This window comes from Variovorax sp. efr-133-TYG-130 (assembly GCF_030208835.1).
Taxonomy (GTDB): Bacteria; Pseudomonadota; Gammaproteobacteria; order Burkholderiales; family Burkholderiaceae_C; genus Variovorax.
The window spans coordinates 263854-280946 of the sequence record NZ_JARVTD010000007.1 but is presented as its reverse complement, the minus strand read 5'-3'; the positions used below and the strand labels follow the sequence as shown (position 1 = coordinate 280946).

17 protein-coding genes are annotated in these 17093 nt (G+C 69.0%); 16 read left to right on the top strand and 1 reads right to left on the bottom strand.

Going from position 1 to position 17093, the window contains the following annotated elements; translation table 11 throughout:
• Window positions 1–54: 54 nt before the first annotated feature.
• From QRN67_RS09820 to QRN67_RS09745, 16 genes are all read left to right on the top strand, one after another.
• Window positions 55–927, top strand: coding sequence for a M48 family metallopeptidase (locus QRN67_RS09820; protein ID WP_285411614.1), 873 nt, complete (start codon window positions 55–57; stop codon window positions 925–927).
• Between the two features lie 200 nt (window positions 928–1127).
• Window positions 1128–2864, top strand: coding sequence for an allophanate hydrolase (gene atzF / locus QRN67_RS09815; RefSeq protein ID WP_285411613.1), 1737 nt, complete (start codon window positions 1128–1130; stop codon window positions 2862–2864).
• A 12-nt stretch (window positions 2865–2876) separates the two neighbouring features.
• Window positions 2877–3887, top strand: coding sequence for an ABC transporter substrate-binding protein (locus QRN67_RS09810; RefSeq protein WP_285411612.1), 1011 nt, complete (start codon window positions 2877–2879; stop codon window positions 3885–3887).
• A gap of 129 nt (window positions 3888–4016) precedes the next feature.
• Window positions 4017–4844 carry an ABC transporter permease gene (locus QRN67_RS09805; RefSeq protein ID WP_285411611.1) on the top strand — a complete coding sequence of 276 codons (828 nt, stop codon included), beginning with the start codon at window positions 4017–4019 and terminating at the stop codon, window positions 4842–4844.
• Window positions 4841–5674, top strand: coding sequence for an ABC transporter ATP-binding protein (locus QRN67_RS09800; RefSeq protein WP_106936082.1), 834 nt, complete (start codon window positions 4841–4843; stop codon window positions 5672–5674). Before QRN67_RS09805 ends, QRN67_RS09800 begins: the two co-directional genes overlap by 4 nt.
• A gap of 23 nt (window positions 5675–5697) precedes the next feature.
• Window positions 5698–5904, top strand: a complete 207-nt coding sequence (locus QRN67_RS09795; RefSeq protein ID WP_081268399.1) for an AtzG-like protein — start codon at window positions 5698–5700, stop codon at window positions 5902–5904.
• A complete protein-coding gene (locus tag QRN67_RS09790; protein WP_106936080.1) occupies window positions 5901–7376 on the top strand; it encodes an AtzE family amidohydrolase in 1476 nt (491 codons plus the stop codon). The genes QRN67_RS09795 and QRN67_RS09790 overlap by 4 nt, the downstream gene beginning before the upstream one ends.
• Window positions 7373–7756, top strand: a complete 384-nt coding sequence (hpxZ, locus tag QRN67_RS09785) for an oxalurate catabolism protein HpxZ (RefSeq protein WP_106936079.1) — start codon at window positions 7373–7375, stop codon at window positions 7754–7756. The genes QRN67_RS09790 and hpxZ overlap by 4 nt, the downstream gene beginning before the upstream one ends.
• 64 nt (window positions 7757–7820) lie before the next feature.
• Window positions 7821–8942: a BMP family ABC transporter substrate-binding protein gene (locus QRN67_RS09780; protein ID WP_081268396.1), complete on the top strand. Its 1122-nt coding sequence runs from the start codon at window positions 7821–7823 to the stop codon at window positions 8940–8942.
• Between the two features lie 118 nt (window positions 8943–9060).
• Window positions 9061–10137 (top strand): ABC transporter permease, encoded by a 1077-nt coding sequence (locus QRN67_RS09775; RefSeq protein WP_285411610.1) that lies wholly within the window; start codon window positions 9061–9063, stop codon window positions 10135–10137.
• Window positions 10134–11057, top strand: a complete 924-nt coding sequence (locus tag QRN67_RS09770; protein WP_285411609.1) for an ABC transporter permease — start codon at window positions 10134–10136, stop codon at window positions 11055–11057. Before QRN67_RS09775 ends, QRN67_RS09770 begins: the two co-directional genes overlap by 4 nt.
• A 5-nt stretch (window positions 11058–11062) precedes the next feature.
• Window positions 11063–12055: a formamidase gene (locus QRN67_RS09765; protein WP_285411608.1), complete on the top strand. Its 993-nt coding sequence runs from the start codon at window positions 11063–11065 to the stop codon at window positions 12053–12055.
• 5 nt (window positions 12056–12060) lie between these two features.
• Window positions 12061–12771 (top strand): biuret amidohydrolase, encoded by a 711-nt coding sequence (biuH, locus tag QRN67_RS09760; protein ID WP_081268422.1) that lies wholly within the window; start codon window positions 12061–12063, stop codon window positions 12769–12771.
• Window positions 12772–13066: 295 nt separating this feature from the next.
• Window positions 13067–14653, top strand: a complete 1587-nt coding sequence (locus tag QRN67_RS09755) for an ABC transporter ATP-binding protein (RefSeq protein ID WP_285411607.1) — start codon at window positions 13067–13069, stop codon at window positions 14651–14653.
• Window positions 14654–14672: 19 nt separating this feature from the next.
• Window positions 14673–15344 (top strand): cysteine hydrolase family protein, encoded by a 672-nt coding sequence (locus QRN67_RS09750; protein WP_285411606.1) that lies wholly within the window; start codon window positions 14673–14675, stop codon window positions 15342–15344.
• Between the two features lie 29 nt (window positions 15345–15373).
• A complete protein-coding gene (locus QRN67_RS09745) occupies window positions 15374–16108 on the top strand; it encodes a GntR family transcriptional regulator (protein ID WP_199851863.1) in 735 nt (244 codons plus the stop codon).
• A gap of 16 nt (window positions 16109–16124) precedes the next feature.
• On the opposite strand, the gene QRN67_RS09740 is transcribed toward QRN67_RS09745, so the two are convergent.
• On the bottom strand, window positions 16125–17090 hold the full coding sequence (locus QRN67_RS09740) for a tripartite tricarboxylate transporter substrate binding protein (RefSeq protein ID WP_285411605.1): 966 nt from the start codon (window positions 17088–17090) through the stop codon (window positions 16125–16127).
• Window positions 17091–17093: the final 3 nt, after the last annotated feature.

Genomic DNA, 17093 nt, shown 5'->3' with positions numbered 1-17093 from the left:
CGCGGGCCCTCGGGCGGCCCCTTTGTCTTCATTTGTTCCTATGATCCGGCCCCTATGTGCATACGATGCGAGCGCTCTTCCTCCGGCACCGCCGCCGTCTCCGCCCTTCCTTCCGCGGCGTCGCCCTGGAATCCCCGGCGCGCCTTCCTGCTGGCCGCCGCCGGCGCGGCGCTGGGCGGCCCGGCGCTGGCGCAGGTCGACGTGGGCAAGGCATCGGTGGCGCGCAACCTCGTGCCCGCCGACAAGATCGAGGCGGCCGGGGTGCAGCAATACGGCCAGCTGCTCGAACAGGCCCGCGCCAAGGGCGCGCTCGCCGGCGACAACAACCCGCAGCTGCAGCGCCTGCGCGCCATCGCGACCCGCCTGATTCCGTTTGCCACGCCGTGGAACTCGCGCGCCCGCAGCTGGAAGTGGGAGGTCAACCTGATCGGCAGCAAGCAGATCAATGCCTTCTGCATGCCCGGCGGCAAGATCGCCTTCTTCACCGGCATCCTCGACCAGCTCAAGCTCACGGATGACGAGGTCGCGATGGTCATGGGCCACGAAATGGCCCACGCGCTGCGCGAACACGCGCGCGCCCGCATGGCCAAGAGCGCGGGCACCGGCGCGGTGCTCTCGCTGGGTGCGCAGATGCTCGGCTGGGGCCAGGTGGGCGACCTGGCGGCGCGCGCGGGCACGCAGCTCATCACCCTCAAGTTCAGCCGCAGCGACGAGACCGAGGCCGACCTCGTGGGGCTGGAACTCGCGGCGCGTGCAGGCTACGACCCGAAGGCTTCGGTGTCGCTGTGGCAGAAGATGGCCGCGGCGTCGAAGAACCAGGGAAGCCTGAACTTCCTTTCCACGCACCCGAGCGGGCCGGACCGCATCACGAAGCTGGAAGCCAGCCTGCCGAAGGTCGAGAAGCTCTACCGCGACGCAAGGAAATAGCTCACCCCCAGGCTTCGCGCACTTCGTGTCGCTGCGCCAACCCCCTTGCAGGGGGCAACACCTGCGGCCCGGCGAAGCCGGTTCCGCGGTGTTTCACGACATGACATCCAACGGCTGATACCTATCGAGCGGGCTGCGCGACCTCGGCAGCCGCTGGCACGCCGTTTGCATCTCAACTTGTACACATGTTTGGATGCCTAATGATGGTGCATGAAGAAAACCGGGAAAGCGGGTCGCCCGACGCCGCCTGGATCGCGAAATTCGCCGCGCCCGTGGTGGATGCGGCGGCCGGCAAGGCCCTGGACTTCGCCCTGCCGCTCGCCGGACTGCGCTTCGCGGTCAAGGACAACATCGACGTGGCCGCCGTGCCCACCACGGCCGCCTGCCCGGCCTTCGACCGGCTCCCCACGGTCCACGCGGCCGTGGTGCAGCGCCTGCTCGAAGCCGGTGCATCGCTGGCCGGCAAGACCAACCTCGACCAGTTCGCCTGCGGCCTGAACGGCACGCGCTCGCCGTACGGCGAGGTGCCCAACGCCTTCGACGCGCGTTACGTTTCGGGCGGCTCCAGCTCGGGTTCGGCCTATGTGGTGGCAACCGGCGAGGTCGACTTCGCGCTGGGCACCGACACCGCGGGCTCGGGCCGCGTGCCGGCCGGGCTCAACAACATCGTCGGCCTCAAGCCTTCGCGCGGCCTGCTGAGCACCTTCGGCGTGGTCCCCGCGGCGCAGAGCGCCGACTGCGTCTCCGTTTTCGCGCGCACCGTCGCCACGGCGGTCGACGTGCTGCTGGCAGCCGCGGGCCACGACGCGCGCGACCCTTACTCCCGCGACATTCCCCTGAGCCGCAAGCCGCTGCCCGCGCATTTCCGCTTCGGCGTGCCCGACAGGCTGAGCTTCTTCGGCGACACCGCCGCCGAACGGGCGTTCAACGAGGCGACCGCGCGGCTGCTGGCCATGGGCGGCTCGCCCGTCACCATTTCCTATGCCCCGCTCGCCGAGGCCGCCGCGCTGCTCTATGAAAGCGCGCTGGTCGCCGAGCGCTACGCCGCGGTGCGCGAGTTCTTCGATGCGCACGGCGACGAGGTGATCGAGCCCGTGCGCGGCATCCTCGCGAGCGGGCGCAACTACGGCGCCGCCGACGTGTTCGAGGCCCAGGCACGGCTGCGCGCCATCGCGCAGCAGGTCGAGCCGATGTGGCGCGACATCGACGTGCTGCTCGTGCCCACCGCGCCCACGCACTACACCCGCGAGCAGATGCGCGCCGACCCGGTGGCGCTCAACCGCAACCTCGGCGCGTACACCAACTTCGTCAACCTGCTCGACTACGCCGCGCTCTCCGTGCCCAGCAGCCTGCGCGCGGACGGCCTGCCCTTCGGCATCACGCTGATCGGCCCCTGCGGCAGCGACCTCGCGCTGGCCGACCTGGGCCAGCGCTACCACCACGCCACCGGGCTCGCGCAAGGCGCGACCGGCGAGCCGCTGCCCGCGCCGCGCGCCATTCCCGGCCTTGCCGCGCCAGGCGCGGACACCCTGTCCATCGCCGTGGTCGGCGCGCATCTCTCGGGCATGCCGCTCAACAGCCAGCTCGCTGAACGTGGAGCCACGCTGCTGCGTGCCACGACGACCTCGCCCTTCTACCGCCTCTACGCGCTGCCGGGCACCGTGCCGCCCAAGCCCGGCCTGCAGCGCGTGGCCGAAGGCGATGCGGGCGGCGCCGCCATCGCGCTCGAAGTGTGGGCCGTGCCCCTGGCGCAGGTCGGCAGCTTTCTCGCCCTCATTCCGCCGCCCCTGGGCCTGGGCAGCGTCCAGCTGGCCGACGGCAGCTGGGTCAAAGGCTTCATCTGCGAGGGCCATGCCCTGGCCGGCGCGCAGGACGTGACCCTCCATGGCGGCTGGCGCGCATACGTCGCGAGCCGCGCCACCCCGAGTTCCAACTGATCAGGAGTTCCGATGAGCAACCAAGAAAAACCTCCCGCGTCGAACCGCGGCAGCCGCCGCCAGTTGCTGCAGGCCGGCGCCGCCGGACTAGCCGTGCTGGCCGCGCCCGCCATCGTGCGTGCGCAGGCTGCGGCAAAGCTGCGCATCGGCTTCTGGCCCGTGGCCGCCGGCCTGCCGTTCTTCGCGGCGGTCGACAAGGGCTACTTCAAGGAAGCCGGCCTCGACGTCGAGCCGCTCAAGTTCGCCGGCGCGCAGCAGGTGATGGAAGGCATGCTCGCCGGCCGCTGCGACGGCAGCGCCAACGGCACCGGCTCGGCCAACCTCGCCATCGGCGAGATCGCGCAGCCGGGCCTGTTCAAGATCTTCTGCACCAACCCGAGCAACGCGAAATACGTGCTCGACGAATTCATCGTCGCCAAGGACAGCCCCATCAAGGCCATGGCCGAGTTGGCCGGCAAGAAGGTCGCCTCGGGCCCCGGCATCCAGAACGTCACGCTGTGCAAGACCATGCTGGAGCGCGCGGGCGCCAAGGGCGCGACCGTGAGCGAGCTGCCCATCGGCCAGCACGTGGCCGCACTGGTCGCGGGCCAGGTCGACGCCTGCTACACGCTGGAGCCCACCGGCACCGTGGGCCGCATGAACGGCACCACGCGCGTCATCGAGGCCGGCGTGGTTGCCAGGTACATCCTCGGCGACCCGATGGCGCCCTGGCACGGCGGCGCAGCCAGCCTGACCACCGAGTTCATCAAGAAGAACCCGGAGATCGCGAAGAAGTACATCGCCGCCTATGCGCGCGGCGTGGACCTGGTGCGCACCAAGCCCGACGAGGCGCGCCAGTTCATGAAGGGCTACACCGCCATCGAAGGCAAGCTCACGGCCGAGGTGCCGCTCGCGTCTTACATGCTCTACAACGAGTTCAAGCCCAGCGACGTCGCGTACTTCCAGAAGTTCTACGACCTGTTCACCGAGAAAGGCATCTTCGAGAAGAAGGTGCCGGTGGACGCGCTGCTCTACAAGGCCTGACATGAGGCTCGCCCCCAGCCTTCGCGCACTTCGTGTCGCTTCGTCAACCCCCTACCGGGGGCAACACCTGAGGCCCGGCAAAGCCGGTTCCTCGGTGTTCCCGAAAAAGCAATCCTGAAGGAGTTTCCAATGGGTGAAGCCAACGTCACCACGGCCGCGCCGTGGACCCCGCCGGCCAGTGCCGCCACCGCCGCACCGAAGCCGCCGCTGCGCGACCGCATGCTGCCCTTCATCGGCCCGGTGGTGCTGTTCATCGCGTGGGACCTGGTGGTGCGGCTGGGCTTCATCAAGCCGATATTGCTGCCCACGCCCGCCGACACCATCGCCGCGCTCATCACCGGCCTGGCCGGCGGTCCGCTGCTCACCGACTTCGCCATGACCGTGTGGCGCACCGTGCAGGCCTTCGTCATCGCGGCGGCCATCGGGGTGCCGCTGGGCGTGCTGCTGGGCAGCAACGAGAAGGCGTACCGCAGCGTGGAGTTCCTGATCGACTTCTTCCGCTCCACGCCGTCGTCCGCGCTGATTCCGCTGTTCCTGCTGATCTTCGGCGTGAGCGACGTCAACAAGGTGGCCATCGCGGCCTTCGGCGCGCTGCTCATCGTGGTGTTCAACAGCGCCTACGGCGTCATCAACGCACGCAAGCAGCGCGTGATGGCGGCGCGCGTCATGGGCGCCTCGCGCTGGCAGATCTTCAAGGACGTGCTGGTGTGGGAAAGCCTGCAGCCCAGCTTCGTCGGCCTGCGCTCGGCGGTGTCGATGGCGCTGGTGATCGTCATCGTGGCCGAGATGTTCATCGGCTCCGACACGGGGCTCGGCCACCGCATCATCGACGCGCAGCAGGTGCTCAACGTGAAGAGCATGTACGCGGCGATTCTTGCGGCGGGTGCGCTGGGTTACGCGCTCAACATCCTCTTCCTGATTGCAGAACGCCGCATCGTGCACTGGAGCGGAAGATGAAAGTCACGCAGGACATCGTCATCAACGGCCCGGTGTATGCCGACGTGCCCAGGCCGGCCTTCAGGCCCGGCCCGGCCGGCACGCACATCACCATCCGCGGCCTCACCAAGTACTTCGCGGGCTGGCCGCTGTACGAGAACTTCGACCTCGACATTCCCAAGCACGCCATCGTGTCGGTGTTCGGGCCCAACGGCTGCGGCAAGTCCACGCTCATCAACATGATCGCGGGGCTCATTCCCATCGATTCGGGCGAGATCCTGTTCGACGGGAAGCAGCGCAAGGACACCAAGATCGGCTACGTGTTCCAGAACTACCGCGAGGCGATGTTCCCGTGGATGCGCACCATCGACAACATCGCCTACCCGCTGAAGCTCGAAGGGCGCAGCAAGGCCGAGGTCGACCGGCGCATGGAAGAGCTGGTGGCTTCCTTCGACGTGAAGTTCGACCTCAAGCGCTTTCCGTACGAACTCTCGGGCGGCCAGCAGCAGACCGCGTCGATCATGCGTGCGCTCGCGCCCAACCCGGAGGTGCTGTTCCTCGACGAGCCTTTCTCGGCGCTGGACTTCGAGATGACGCTTTTCATCCGCGAGAAGCTGCAGGAGGTGTTCATGCAGACCGGCACCACCATGCTGCTGGTGTCGCACGACCTCGAAGAGGCGGTGTACCTGGCCGACGAGGTGCTGCTGCTGACCAAGCGGCCCACCCGGGTGGCCGAGATCTTGCGTTATGGCGATGCCCGCCCGCGCACCGTGGAGACGCTGAGCACCGAGAGCTTCGTGGCCATGAAGAAGCTCAGCCTCGACATCTTCCAGCGCGAAGTCCGCCGCTAGGGCATCGACACAAGGAGCCGACCATGACACCCACGCAGATCGAAAGCTACGTCGACGCCGCCGCCGCGGCGCTCGCCTTGCCCCTGTCGCCCGCGCACCGCCCCGGCGTGCTGCGTTATTTCGCGCTCGCGGCCGAGTTCGCCGCGGTGGTGGAGTCGGTGCCGCTGCCCATGTCGGCCGAGCCGGCGGTGCATTTCTCGCCGGTGGAGCCAGAGGAGAAGGAAGCATGAGCGCGGCGGATCTGCTCGGGCGCGACGCGACGGCCATGGCCGAAGCGGTGCGCTCCGGCGCCGCGAGCGCCACCGCGCTGGTGCAGGCCAGCCTCGAGCGCGTGGACGCCACCGATGGCCGGGTCAACGCCTTCACCGCCGTGCTGGCCGAGCGCGCGTTGCGCCGCGCGGCGCAGGTCGATGCCTCGCTGGCGTCGTCGAACGGCGCGCGCACCCGCGAACTGCCGCTGCTCGGCGTGCCCTTCGCGGTGAAGAACCTGTTCGACATCGCCGGCCTGCCCACGCTCGCTGGCTCGAAGATCGAGCACCAGACCGCGCCCGCACGCGCAGACGCAGCGCTGGTGCGGCGGCTGGAGCGCGCGGGGGCCGTGCTGGTGGGCGCGCTCAACATGGACGAGTACGCCTACGGCTTCACCACCGAGAACAGCCATGAAGGCCCCACGCGCAACCCGCACGACCTCACGCGCATCGCGGGCGGTTCGTCGGGCGGCTCGGGCGCCGCGGTGGCCGCGGGGCAGGTGCCGCTCACGCTGGGCTCCGACACCAACGGCTCGATCCGCGTGCCCGCGTCGCTGTGCGGCGTGTTCGGCCTGAAGCCCACCTTCGGGCGGCTGCCGCGCACCGGGAGCTTTCCGTTCGTGTCCAGCCTGGACCATCTCGGCCCCTTCGCCCGTTCGGCGCGCGATTTGGCGCTGGTCTACGACGCGCTGCAGGGACCCGAGGACGCGGGCCACCCGCACGACCCCGGCTGCGCCCAGCGGGCCGTCGAACCGGTGTCTGGCGTGCTGGCGCAGGGCGCGCGGGGCCTGCGCATCGGCGTGCTCGGCGGCTACTTTCACCAGCGCGCCGGCGCCCAGGCGCTGGCCGCCGTCGATCTGGTCGCCGATGCGCTGGGCTCGGGCGTCTCGCGGGCCAGCGTCGAACTGCCGCTGGTGGAGGCCGGGCGCGCCGCCGCCTTCCTCATCACCAACGCCGAAGGCGCCGCGCTGCACCTGGACGACCTGCGCCGCCGCGCGCACGACTTCGAGCCGCTGTCGCGCGACCGCTTCCTGGCCGGTGCGCTGCTGCCTGCCGCCTGGGTGGCGCGCGCGCAGCGCGTGCGCCGGGTGTATGCCGAGGCGGTGGCGCGCCTGTTCGCCCGCTACGACATCCTGCTGGCACCGGCCACGCCCAGCGCGGCCACGCCGATCGGCGCGGAGACCTTCGAGGTCAACGGCCAGGTGCTGCCGGTGCGGCCCAACATGGGGCTGCTGACCCAGCCCTTCTCATGCATCGGCCTGCCGGTGTGCGCGGTGCCGGTATGGAGCGCGCACGCCAACCTGCCGGATCTTCCCGACCTGCCGATCGGCGTGCAGGTGATCGCCGCGCCCTGGCGCGAAGACCTCGTGCTGCGCGTGGCCGCGGCACTCGAAGCCGCAGGCGTGGCGCATGCGCCCGTCGCCGCACTGAATGTGGAGAAGACACCCGCATGAACGCAAGCGACATCAACCTGCCCGACGTGCTCGCCGAGGTGCAGGCCGCCTTCGCCCGCTACGAGGACGCGCTGGTGAACAACAAGGTCGAGGTGCTCGACGAACTGTTCTGGAACAGCCCGACCACGCTGCGCTACGGCGCCACCGAAAACCTCTACGGCTACGACGAGATCCGGGCTTTTCGCGCGTCGCGACCCTCGCAGGGCCTTGCGCGCGAACTGCTCGTCACCGTCATCACCACCTACGGGCGCGACTTCGCCACCGCGAACTGCGAGTTCCGCCGCGAAGGCGCCGAGCGCACCGGCCGCCAGAGCCAGACCTGGATGCGCACGCCCGAGGGCTGGCGCGTGGTCTCGGCCCACGTCAGCCTGCTGGGCTGAGACCCCCCAGGCACTTCTTTTTTCCTTTGATTCTTCAACCTGTTTTCCAGCAACGGAGTACGTCATGACCAGCCCTCTCAATCGCCGCGATTCCCTCAAGACCCTGGCCGCGCTGGGCGCCGCCGGATCGCTCGGAAGCTGGAGCGCCCTTGCCGGCGCACAGGCCAAGCCGCTCACCGTCGGCGTGATCTACGTCGGCGCGCGCGACGACTACGGCTACAACCAGGCCCACGCGCAGGCAGCCGCCGAAGTGAAGAAGATGCCCGGCATCAAGGTGGTGGAAGAAGAGAACGTGCCCGAGACCGCCGCCGTGCAGAAGACCATGGCCGGCATGATTTCGCAGGATGGCGCCAAGCTGCTGTTCCCCACGTCGTTCGGCTACTTCGACCCGCACATCCTCGCGGTGGCGCCCAAGAACCCCGACGTGCGCTTCTCGCACTGCGGCGGCCTCTGGACCGAAGGCAAGCACCCGAAGAACGTGGGCAGCTTCTTCGGCTACATCGACGAGTGCCAGTTCCTGAACGGCGTGATCGCCGCGCACATGACCAAGAGCAACAAGATCGCCTTCGTCGCGGCCAAGCCCATTCCGCAGGTGCTGCGCAACATCAACGCCTTCACGCTGGGCGCGCGCTCGGTCAAGCCGAACATCACCTGCAGCGTGATCTTCACGGGCGACTGGTCGATGGCCGTGAAGGAAGCCGAAGCCACCAACAGCCTGGCCGACCAGGGCTGCGACGTGTTCACGATGCATGTGGACGGCCCCAAGGTGGTGGTCGAGACGGCGGCCAAGCGCGGCAAGATGGTCTGCGGCTACCACGCGAGCCAGGCCAAGCTGGCGCCCAATGCGTACCTCACCGGCGCCGAGTGGAACTGGCTCACCGCCTACAAGACCATCATCGACGCCGCCCAGGCCGGCAAGCCGCATCCGAACTTCCTGCGCGGCGGCCTGAAGGAGGGCTACGTGAAGATGTCCGCCTACGGCCCCATGGTGCCCGACGCCGCGAAGAAGCAGGCCGACGACATCAAGGCGAAGATGATCGCGGGCACTTTCGACATCTTCAAGGACGGCATCAAGGACAACAAGGGCGCGGTGGTGGTGCCGGCCGGCAAGGTGCTCAAGCAGACCGACCTGGAGCTCGAGAAGATGAACTACCTCGTCGAAGGCGTCGTCGGAAGCATCGGATGACATCCCCCAGGCTTCGCGCACTGCATGCCGCTTCGCCCACCGCCTTGGCAAGGGGGCGCCGTCAGCGGCCCGGCGAAGCCGGTTGCGCGACGGCCCCGACCTGAAAGCAGACTTCATCATGCGCAGTGTCCTCAAGGAGTTTTCCCTGCCGGTGTTCGCCATCGCGGCGGCGCTGCTGGTGTTCGGCCTGCTGGTGGCCTTCGCGGGCGTCGACCCGGTGGAGGTCTGGGCCACGCTGTTCAAGGGCGCGTTCGGCGACTGGTTCTCGTGGCAGAACACGCTGCAGCGCGCCGCCCCGCTGATGCTCACCGCGCTGTGCGTGGCGCTGCCCGCGCGCGCGGGGCTCATCATCATCGGCGGCGAAGGCGCGCTGGTGCTGGGCGGGCTGGCCTGCGCGGCGCTGGCGCATGCGGTGCCGCTGCCCGCCAATGCCGCCGGCACGGTGATCGTGTGCATTGCGGGCGCCGTCGCCGGTGCGGTGTGGATCGTTCTCGCGGGCTGGCTGCGGCAGTTTCGCGGCATCAACGAAACCATCAGCAGCCTGCTGCTGGCCTACATCGCCATCGGCATCTTCAAGCACCTGGTCGAGGGGCCGCTGCGCGACCCGGCGAGCCTGAACAAGCCTTCGACCCATGCATTGAACGACGGGCTGCTGATAGGCGGCATCGGCGGTTCCGACGTGCACTGGGGCCTGGTGATCGGCGTCGTGGCCTGCGTGGGGCTCGGCTGGTGGCTGCGCGCCACGGCCTCGGGCTTCTCGGTGCGCGTGGTGGGCGGCAACCCGCGTACCGCGCAACTGGTGGGGCTGCCGGCCACGCGGCTCATTCTTTCGGCTTGCGGCCTCGGCGGCGCTTGCGCGGGGCTCGCGGGCGCGGTCGAGGTGGCGGCGGTGCACACCAACGCCAACGCCTCGCTGATCGCCGGTTATGGCTACGCTGGCATCCTGGTGTCGTTCATCGCGCGGCACAACCCGGTGGCCATCGTGCCGGTGGCGATCCTGTTCGGCGGCTTCGGCGCTGCGGGCAGCCTGCTGCAGCGGCGCCTCGGCCTGCCCGATGCATCGGTGCTGGTGCTGCAGGGCATCGCCTTCGTGCTGATCCTCGCGAGCGAGGGACTGCGCACGGTCAACTGGAAGAAGTTCGGCGACCGCATGCTGCCCGAGGCCAAGCACTACGACAGGAGCCACATCGAATGACTGCCGACCAATGGATCGCGCTGGTGGCCGGCATCGTCGGCGGCGCGCTGCGCGTGGGTGCCCCGTTCCTGTTCGTGAGCCTGGGCGAGTGCCTCACCGAGAAATCCGGCCGCATCAACCTCGGGCTCGAAGGCGTGCTGGTGCTGTCGGCCATGGCGGCCTTCGGCGGTGCGTACCTCACCGATTCGGCCTGGCTCGGCGTGCTGGTCGGCGCGATGGCCGGCGCGGCGCTCGCATTGCTGCATGGCCTGCTGTGCTCGCTCGACCGCGTGAACGACGTGGCCACCGGCATCGCGCTGATGCTGCTCGGCACCGGGCTCGCGTTCTATCTGGGCAAGCCGCTCATCCAGCCGCAGGCACCGCAGATTCCCGCGATTCCGCTGGGCTTCTGGAGCGACAACACGGTGGTGCGCTCGGCGCTGCAGCTCAATGCGCTGGTGCCCATCGGCGTGGCGCTCGCGGTGCTGCTGTGGTGGGGCTTCGCGCGCACGCGCGCCGGCCTGCTGGTGCGCATGGCGGGCGATTCGGCACAGGCCACGCGCGCGCTCGGCTACTCGGTCTCGGGCCTGCGCATCGCGGCCACCACGGCGGGCGGCTTCATCGCGGGGCTCGGCGGCGCGTCGCTCACGCTTTTCTATCCGGGCAGCTGGAACGAAGGCATCTCCAGCGGGCAGGGCCTGATCGCGGTGGCGCTCGTGATCTTCGCGCGCTGGAGCCCGCTGCGCTGCGTAGGCGCGGCGCTGCTCTTCGGCGGCGCGGGCGCCATCGGGCCGGCGCTTCAATCCATCGGCATCGGCTGGGGCTACCACCTCTTCAACACCGTGCCCTATGTGCTCACGCTGGTGATCCTGGTGTTCACCTGCAAGCCGGGCAGCGCGGCCGTCGGCAGCCCCGGCGAACTCTCTTCCGCAAGGAGCTGAATTTCATGAGCGGTCTCGGAGGCCTCAACAAATCGGCGCACGGCGTCGTCGTCGGTCTGGTGCAGCTGCAACTGCCGAGCGTGAAGACGCCGGCCGAACTCGCCGCACAGACGCAGCGCATCTGCGAGATGGTGGGCAAGGCCCGCCGCAACCAGTCGACCATGGACCTCGTGGTGTTCCCGGAGTACGCGCTGCACGGGCTCTCGATGGACACCAACCCCGAGATCATGTGCACGCTCGACGGCCCCGAGGTGGCGGCCTTCAAACAGGCCTGCGTCGAACACCGCATCTGGGGCTGCTTCTCCATCATGGAGGCCAACCCCGGCGGCAACCCGTACAACAGCGGGCTCATCATCGACGACCACGGCGAGATCAGGCTCTACTACCGCAAGCTGCACCCGTGGGTGCCGGTCGAACCCTGGGAGCCCGGCAACCTGGGCATTCCGGTGTGCGACGGACCCAACGGCAGCAAGCTGTCGCTCATCATCTGCCACGACGGCATGTTCCCCGAGATGGCGCGCGAGGCCGCGTACAAGGGCGCGGACATCATCCTGCGCACGGCCGGCTACACCGCGCCCATCCGCCATGCGTGGAAGATCACCAACCAGGCCAACGCTTTCTGCAACCTCGCCTACACCGCGAGCGTGTGCCTGTGCGGCAGCGACGGCAGCTTCGACTCGATGGGCGAGGGCATGTTCTGCAACTTCGACGGCGCGGTGCTGGTAGAGGGCGGCGGCCGCGTGGACGAGATCATCACCGCCGAACTGCGCCCCGACCTCGTGCGCGAGGCCCGCACCGGCTGGGGCGTGGAGAACAACATCTACCAGCTCTATCACCGCGGGTACGTGGCGGTGAAGGGCGGTGCGCAGGACTGCCCCTACACCTACATGCACGACATGGCCGCCGGCACCTACAGGCTGCCGTGGAGCGCCGAGGTGAAGGTGACCGACGGCACGAGTTGCGGCTTCGCGCCGCCGCAGCGCAACTACGCAGGATGACGACCATGACCGCCACCATCGCCAACACCACCGAACGCCACGTTGCCGCCGAGCCTTATGCATGGCCCTACAACGGCGCGCTGCGGCCCGACAACACCGCGCTCATCGTCATCGACATGCAGACCGACTTCTGCGGCAAGGGCGGGTATGTCGACGTGATGGGCTACGACCTGTCGCTGGTGCAGGCGCCGATCGAGCCGATCGCGCGCACGCTGGCGGCGCTGCGGCCGCTGGGCTATCACATCATCCACACGCGCGAAGGCCACCGGCCCGACCTCGGCGACCTGCCGGCCAACAAGCGCTGGCGTTCGCGGCAGATCGGCGCGAACGGCGTGGGCATCGGCGACGACGGGCCGTGCGGGCGCATCCTGGTGCGCGGCGAGCCGGGCTGGGAGATCATTCCCGAGCTGGCGCCGCTGCCGGGCGAGGTGGTGATCGACAAGCCGGGCAAGGGGTCGTTCTATGCGACGGACCTCGAACTGATCCTGCGTACGCGCGGCATCGAGAACATCATCCTCGCGGGCATCACCACCGACGTGTGCGTGCACACGACGATGCGTGACGCCAACGACCGAGGGTTCGAGTGCCTGCTGTTGTCGGACTGCACGGCCGCGACGGACTACGGAAATCATCTTGCGGCGCTGAAGATGATCACGATGCAGGGTGGCGTGTTCGGGGCGCATGCGACTTCGCAGGCTTTGCTGGCGGTTGTATGAGTTGCCTTTGTTCAGGGCGCTGCTCACGCCGACGGGGTGCCTTGCTCCGCGAATGTCCCCCGGGGCTTCGCCCCTCCTCCTTTATTTCGCTGCGCAAGGCACCCCGCCAGCGTGAGCATTCAGAGCCGTCGTTGATCGGCCAGCACGAGAGCCGCGCTCGATGTGCACAGGGTGCCGGGTGCTCCCCGCAGCGAAACAAAGGAGGAGCCCGAAGGGCGGGGGACATTCGCGGAGGGGAGTACCCGGTGGCCTGTGCACGCACCCCGAACATGCAAAGACGCGAAGGAAAAAACACATGAGCGCCACATCACCTAACGCAATCGGCGGCCTCCCCCCAGGCAAAGGCGCGCTCGCGCTGGACACCTACGAGCTCACCAAACGCTTCGGCGCCTTCACCGCCATGGACCGCGTGACCATGCGCGTCGAGCCCGGTACCGTGCACGCGCTGCTCGGCGAGAACGGCGCGGGAAAGAGCACCCTGGTGAAGTGCGTGGCCGGCTTCCAGCGCGCGGAGGAGGGCAGCATCCTGATCGACGGACGCGAGCAGGACATCGCCAACCCCATCGTGGCGCGCGCGCTGGGCATCGGCATGGTGTACCAGCACTTCACGCTGGCGCCGGGCATGACGGTGGCGGAAAACCTGCTGCTCGCGGGTGGCAAGACGCCGGCGCTGATCGACTGGAAGACGAAGCGCGCGGAGCTGAAGGAGTTTCTTGCGACCACGCCGTTCAGCCTCGACCTCGATGTGCGTCCGTCCGAGCTTGCGGCCGGCGAGAAGCAGAAGCTCGAACTGCTCAAGCAGCTGTACCTGAAGCCGCGCCTGCTGATCCTCGACGAGCCGACCTCGGTGCTCACGCCGCAGGAGGCCGACGAGGTGCTGGGCCACGTACGCGAGTTCGCGCGCAGCGGGCTGTGCACGGTGCTCATCATCACGCACAAGTTCCGCGAGGTGATGGCGTATGCCGACAGCGTCACCGTGCTGCGGCGGGGCAAGGCGGTGCATCACTGCCGCGTGGCCGACACCAGCCCGGCGCAGCTGGCGCAGGCCATGATGGGTGGCGAGCAGGCAACGGCATCGACGCCGATCGCGAGGAAGCCAGTACCCGCCAATGCGCCGGTTGCATTGAAGGTCGAAGGACTCAGGGCGCAGGGTGACCGCGGCACGCTGGCGCTGCACGACCTGAGCCTGTCCGTGCGCGCGGGAGAAATCCTTGGCGTGGCCGGTGTCTCCGGCAACGGGCAGCGCGAACTTGTGGAGGCCCTCGTCGGCCAGCGTCCGCGCCTTGCGGGCAAAGTCACGGTGATGGGGCAGCCCTACGGTGCGCACCGCGCCGAGAACCGCAAGCTCAAGGTCCGCAGCCTCCCGGAAGAGCCGCTGCGCAACGCGTGCGTCGGTGACCTCAGCGTTGCCGAGAACATGGCGCTGCGGGATTTCGACCAACCGCCTTTGTCGCGCGGCGGCGTGCTGAGCTTTCCGTACTGGCGCAGCCGGGCTCGCGAATGGATCGCCGAGTACGGCGTGAAGACCCAGGGCGAGGGCGCGCCGATCCGCAGCCTTTCGGGCGGCAACGTGCAGCGCGCGGTGCTGGCGCGGGAGCTGGCCGGCGACATCAACGTGCTGATCGCCGCGAACCCCGTGTTCGGCCTCGACTTCGCAGCCGTCGCCGAAATCCACTCGCGCATCGTGCAGGTGCGCGAGAAGGGCGGAGCGGTGCTGCTGATCAGCGAAGACCTCGACGAACTGCTCGAACTGGCGGACCGCATCGTCGTGATGAGCGAAGGCCAGATCGTGTTCGAGACGCCGGCTGCCGGAGCCGAGCGGCACGTGATCGGGGCGCACATGGGCGGCGGGCATCACGAGCCCTTGAAGGCAGCGGCATGAAGAAACAGCGAGCAAGCACATGCGCATAGAACAGGCAAACCCTTTCCCCTACGAGTTCGAAGTGGCCTGCACCGCGCTGGTGTTAATCGACATGCAGCGCGACTTCATCGAGCCCGGCGGCTTCGGCGAAACGCTGGGCAACGACGTGTCGCTGCTCGAAGCCATCGTGCCGGCGACAAAAGCCGCCCTTGAAGCGTGGAGGGGCGCCGGCGGCCTCGTGGTGCATACCCGCGAGGCCCACGACGCCGAGTTGTCCGACTGCCCGCCCGCCAAGCGCAACCGCGGCAACCCCACGCTGCGCATCGGCGACCAGGGCCCCATGGGCCGCATCCTCGTGGCCGGCGAGCCCGGCAACCAGATCATCGAAGCACTCGCCCCCATCGACGGCGAGATCGTCATCGACAAGCCCGGCAAGGGCGCGTTCTACGCCACCGGCCTGCATGAACTGCTGCAGCAGCGCGGCATCACCCACCTGCTGTTCGGCGGCGTCACGACCGAGGTCTGCGTGCAGACCAGCATGCGCGAAGCCAACGACCGCGGCTACGACAGCCTGCTGCTGGAAGATTGCACCGAAAGCTATTTCCCGGCGTTCAAGGCGGCCACGCTCGACATGGTGCGCGCCCAGGGCGGCATCGTCGGCTGGACCGCGCCGAGCGCCGCCTTGCTCGCGGTGCTGCACAGCCCGTCGTGACGCGCCTTCCTGCGACTAACATCCCCTCCGTGTCTACCGTTCGACCCAGCCCCGCCGCTCCCGCCGACCCCACCGTTTTCCGCACGCGCGCCGACGAGGTCTACGCGCAGCTCAAGCGCGACGTGGCCGACTTCATCCTCGTGCCCGGCGACCGCTTCACCGAGAACGAGATCAGCGAACGCCTGGGCGTGTCGCGCACGCCGATCCGCCAAGCGCTGTTCCGGCTGCAGCAGGAGGGATTCGTCGAAGTGCTGTTCCGCAGCGGCTGGCGCGTGCTGCCCTTCGACTTCGACCAGTTCGAGCAGCTCTACGACCTGCGCATGGTGCTGGAGACGACCGCCGTGCACCGGCTGTGCGAGACCGACCGCCACATCGACCGCGGCCTGCTGGAAACGCTGGCCGGCATCTGGCTCGTGCCGGCGGCGCAGCGCAGCGCCGACATGGCGCAGGTGGCGCAGTGGGACGAGGCCTTCCATTGCTCGCTCGTGGCCGCGGCCGGCAATGCCGAGATGGCCCGCGTGCATGGCGACGTGACCGACCGCATCCGCATCATCCGCCGGCTCGACTTCACCAAGCAGCCGCGCATCGACGCCACCTACGACGAGCACGCGAAGATATTGAAGGCCGTGCGCGCGAACCGCGGCGACCAGGCCGCGATGCTGCTGCGCGCGCACATCGAGACCAGCCAGGCCGAAGTGCGCAAGATCACGCTGCACCAGGTGCACCTGGCGCGGCACGCGGGGAAGGCCTCGGCGCCGCGCTGAGCCTGCTGCTGCGGCCTCAGTCGGCAGTGATGTTGCCGCGCTTCACCACCGCGGCCCATCGGTCCGCGTCTTTCCTGATCAACGCGCCGAACTCCGCCGGCGTCGAGCTTGCGGGCACCATGCCCTGCGACTCGAAGGACGTCGCCACCTCGGGCTGCCTGAGCACCGCCGCGATCTCCTTGTTGAGCCGCGCGACCACGTCAGGCGGCGTGCCCTTGGGCGCGAGCACGCCGTACCACATGTCCACGTTGTCGGCCGTCACGCCGGCCTCGGCCAGCGTCGGCACGTCGGGCAGCTGCGGCAGGCGCTTGCCGCTGCCGGTGGCGATGGCCTTGAGCTTGCCGACCTGGATGTGCTGCAGCGCCACGTGCACCGGCAGGAACATGTAGTCGATGCGCCCGCCCAGCAGGTCGGTCACCGCGCCGGCCGTGCCCTTGTACGGCACGTGCAGCATCTCGGTGCCCGTGCCCTGCATGAACAGCGCCATCGACAGGTGGTGCGGCGTGCCCACGCCCGGCGTGGCGTACGTCAGCTTGCCGGGCGCCGCCTTGGCCGCGCTCACCATCTGCGACACGGTCGTCGCCTTCTGCACGTTCGGGTTCGTCACCAGCAGCAGCGTGCCCCACGAGGTGAGCGACACCGGCGCGAAGTCGGCCACCGGGTCGTAGCTCAGCGAGCGGTAGAGGCTGCGGTTCATGACCAGCGTGTTGACCTGCACCATCAGCGTGTAGCCGTCGGGCTTGGCGCGCGCCACGCGCTCGCTGCCGATGTTGCCGCTGGCGCCGGCCACGTTCTCGACGACCACCGGCTGGCCCAGCTTCGCGGGCAGGCGGGCCGAGAGCTGGCGTGCCACCAGGTCGATGCCGGTGCCGGGCGTGTAGGGCACCACCAGCGTGATCGGCTGGTCGGGCCAGGCGCAGGCGGCGGTGGCGCCGGCGGCCAGGAGCAGGGTGGCAAGGGTCTTCTTGAGAAGCGAACGCATGGT

What these genes read in the sequence shown, in the direction of transcription:
- QRN67_RS09775 (WP_285411610.1), top strand. Translation starts at nt 9,061, where the DNA reads ATGCGCAGTGTCCTCAAGGAGTTTTCCCTGCCGGTGTTCGCCATCGCG.
- QRN67_RS09750 (WP_285411606.1), top strand. Translation starts at nt 14,673, where the DNA reads ATGCGCATAGAACAGGCAAACCCTTTCCCCTACGAGTTCGAAGTGGCC.
- atzF (WP_285411613.1), top strand. Translation starts at nt 1,128, where the DNA reads ATGATGGTGCATGAAGAAAACCGGGAAAGCGGGTCGCCCGACGCCGCC.
- QRN67_RS09740 (WP_285411605.1), bottom strand. Translation starts at nt 17,090, where the DNA reads ATGCGTTCGCTTCTCAAGAAGACCCTTGCCACCCTGCTCCTGGCCGCC.
- QRN67_RS09810 (WP_285411612.1), top strand. Translation starts at nt 2,877, where the DNA reads ATGAGCAACCAAGAAAAACCTCCCGCGTCGAACCGCGGCAGCCGCCGC.
- biuH (WP_081268422.1), top strand. Translation starts at nt 12,061, where the DNA reads ATGACCGCCACCATCGCCAACACCACCGAACGCCACGTTGCCGCCGAG.
- QRN67_RS09800 (WP_106936082.1), top strand. Translation starts at nt 4,841, where the DNA reads ATGAAAGTCACGCAGGACATCGTCATCAACGGCCCGGTGTATGCCGAC.
- QRN67_RS09795 (WP_081268399.1), top strand. Translation starts at nt 5,698, where the DNA reads ATGACACCCACGCAGATCGAAAGCTACGTCGACGCCGCCGCCGCGGCG.
- QRN67_RS09770 (WP_285411609.1), top strand. Translation starts at nt 10,134, where the DNA reads ATGACTGCCGACCAATGGATCGCGCTGGTGGCCGGCATCGTCGGCGGC.
- QRN67_RS09765 (WP_285411608.1), top strand. Translation starts at nt 11,063, where the DNA reads ATGAGCGGTCTCGGAGGCCTCAACAAATCGGCGCACGGCGTCGTCGTC.
- QRN67_RS09820 (WP_285411614.1), top strand. Translation starts at nt 55, where the DNA reads ATGTGCATACGATGCGAGCGCTCTTCCTCCGGCACCGCCGCCGTCTCC.
- QRN67_RS09755 (WP_285411607.1), top strand. Translation starts at nt 13,067, where the DNA reads ATGAGCGCCACATCACCTAACGCAATCGGCGGCCTCCCCCCAGGCAAA.
- hpxZ (WP_106936079.1), top strand. Translation starts at nt 7,373, where the DNA reads ATGAACGCAAGCGACATCAACCTGCCCGACGTGCTCGCCGAGGTGCAG.
- QRN67_RS09805 (WP_285411611.1), top strand. Translation starts at nt 4,017, where the DNA reads ATGGGTGAAGCCAACGTCACCACGGCCGCGCCGTGGACCCCGCCGGCC.
- QRN67_RS09780 (WP_081268396.1), top strand. Translation starts at nt 7,821, where the DNA reads ATGACCAGCCCTCTCAATCGCCGCGATTCCCTCAAGACCCTGGCCGCG.
- QRN67_RS09790 (WP_106936080.1), top strand. Translation starts at nt 5,901, where the DNA reads ATGAGCGCGGCGGATCTGCTCGGGCGCGACGCGACGGCCATGGCCGAA.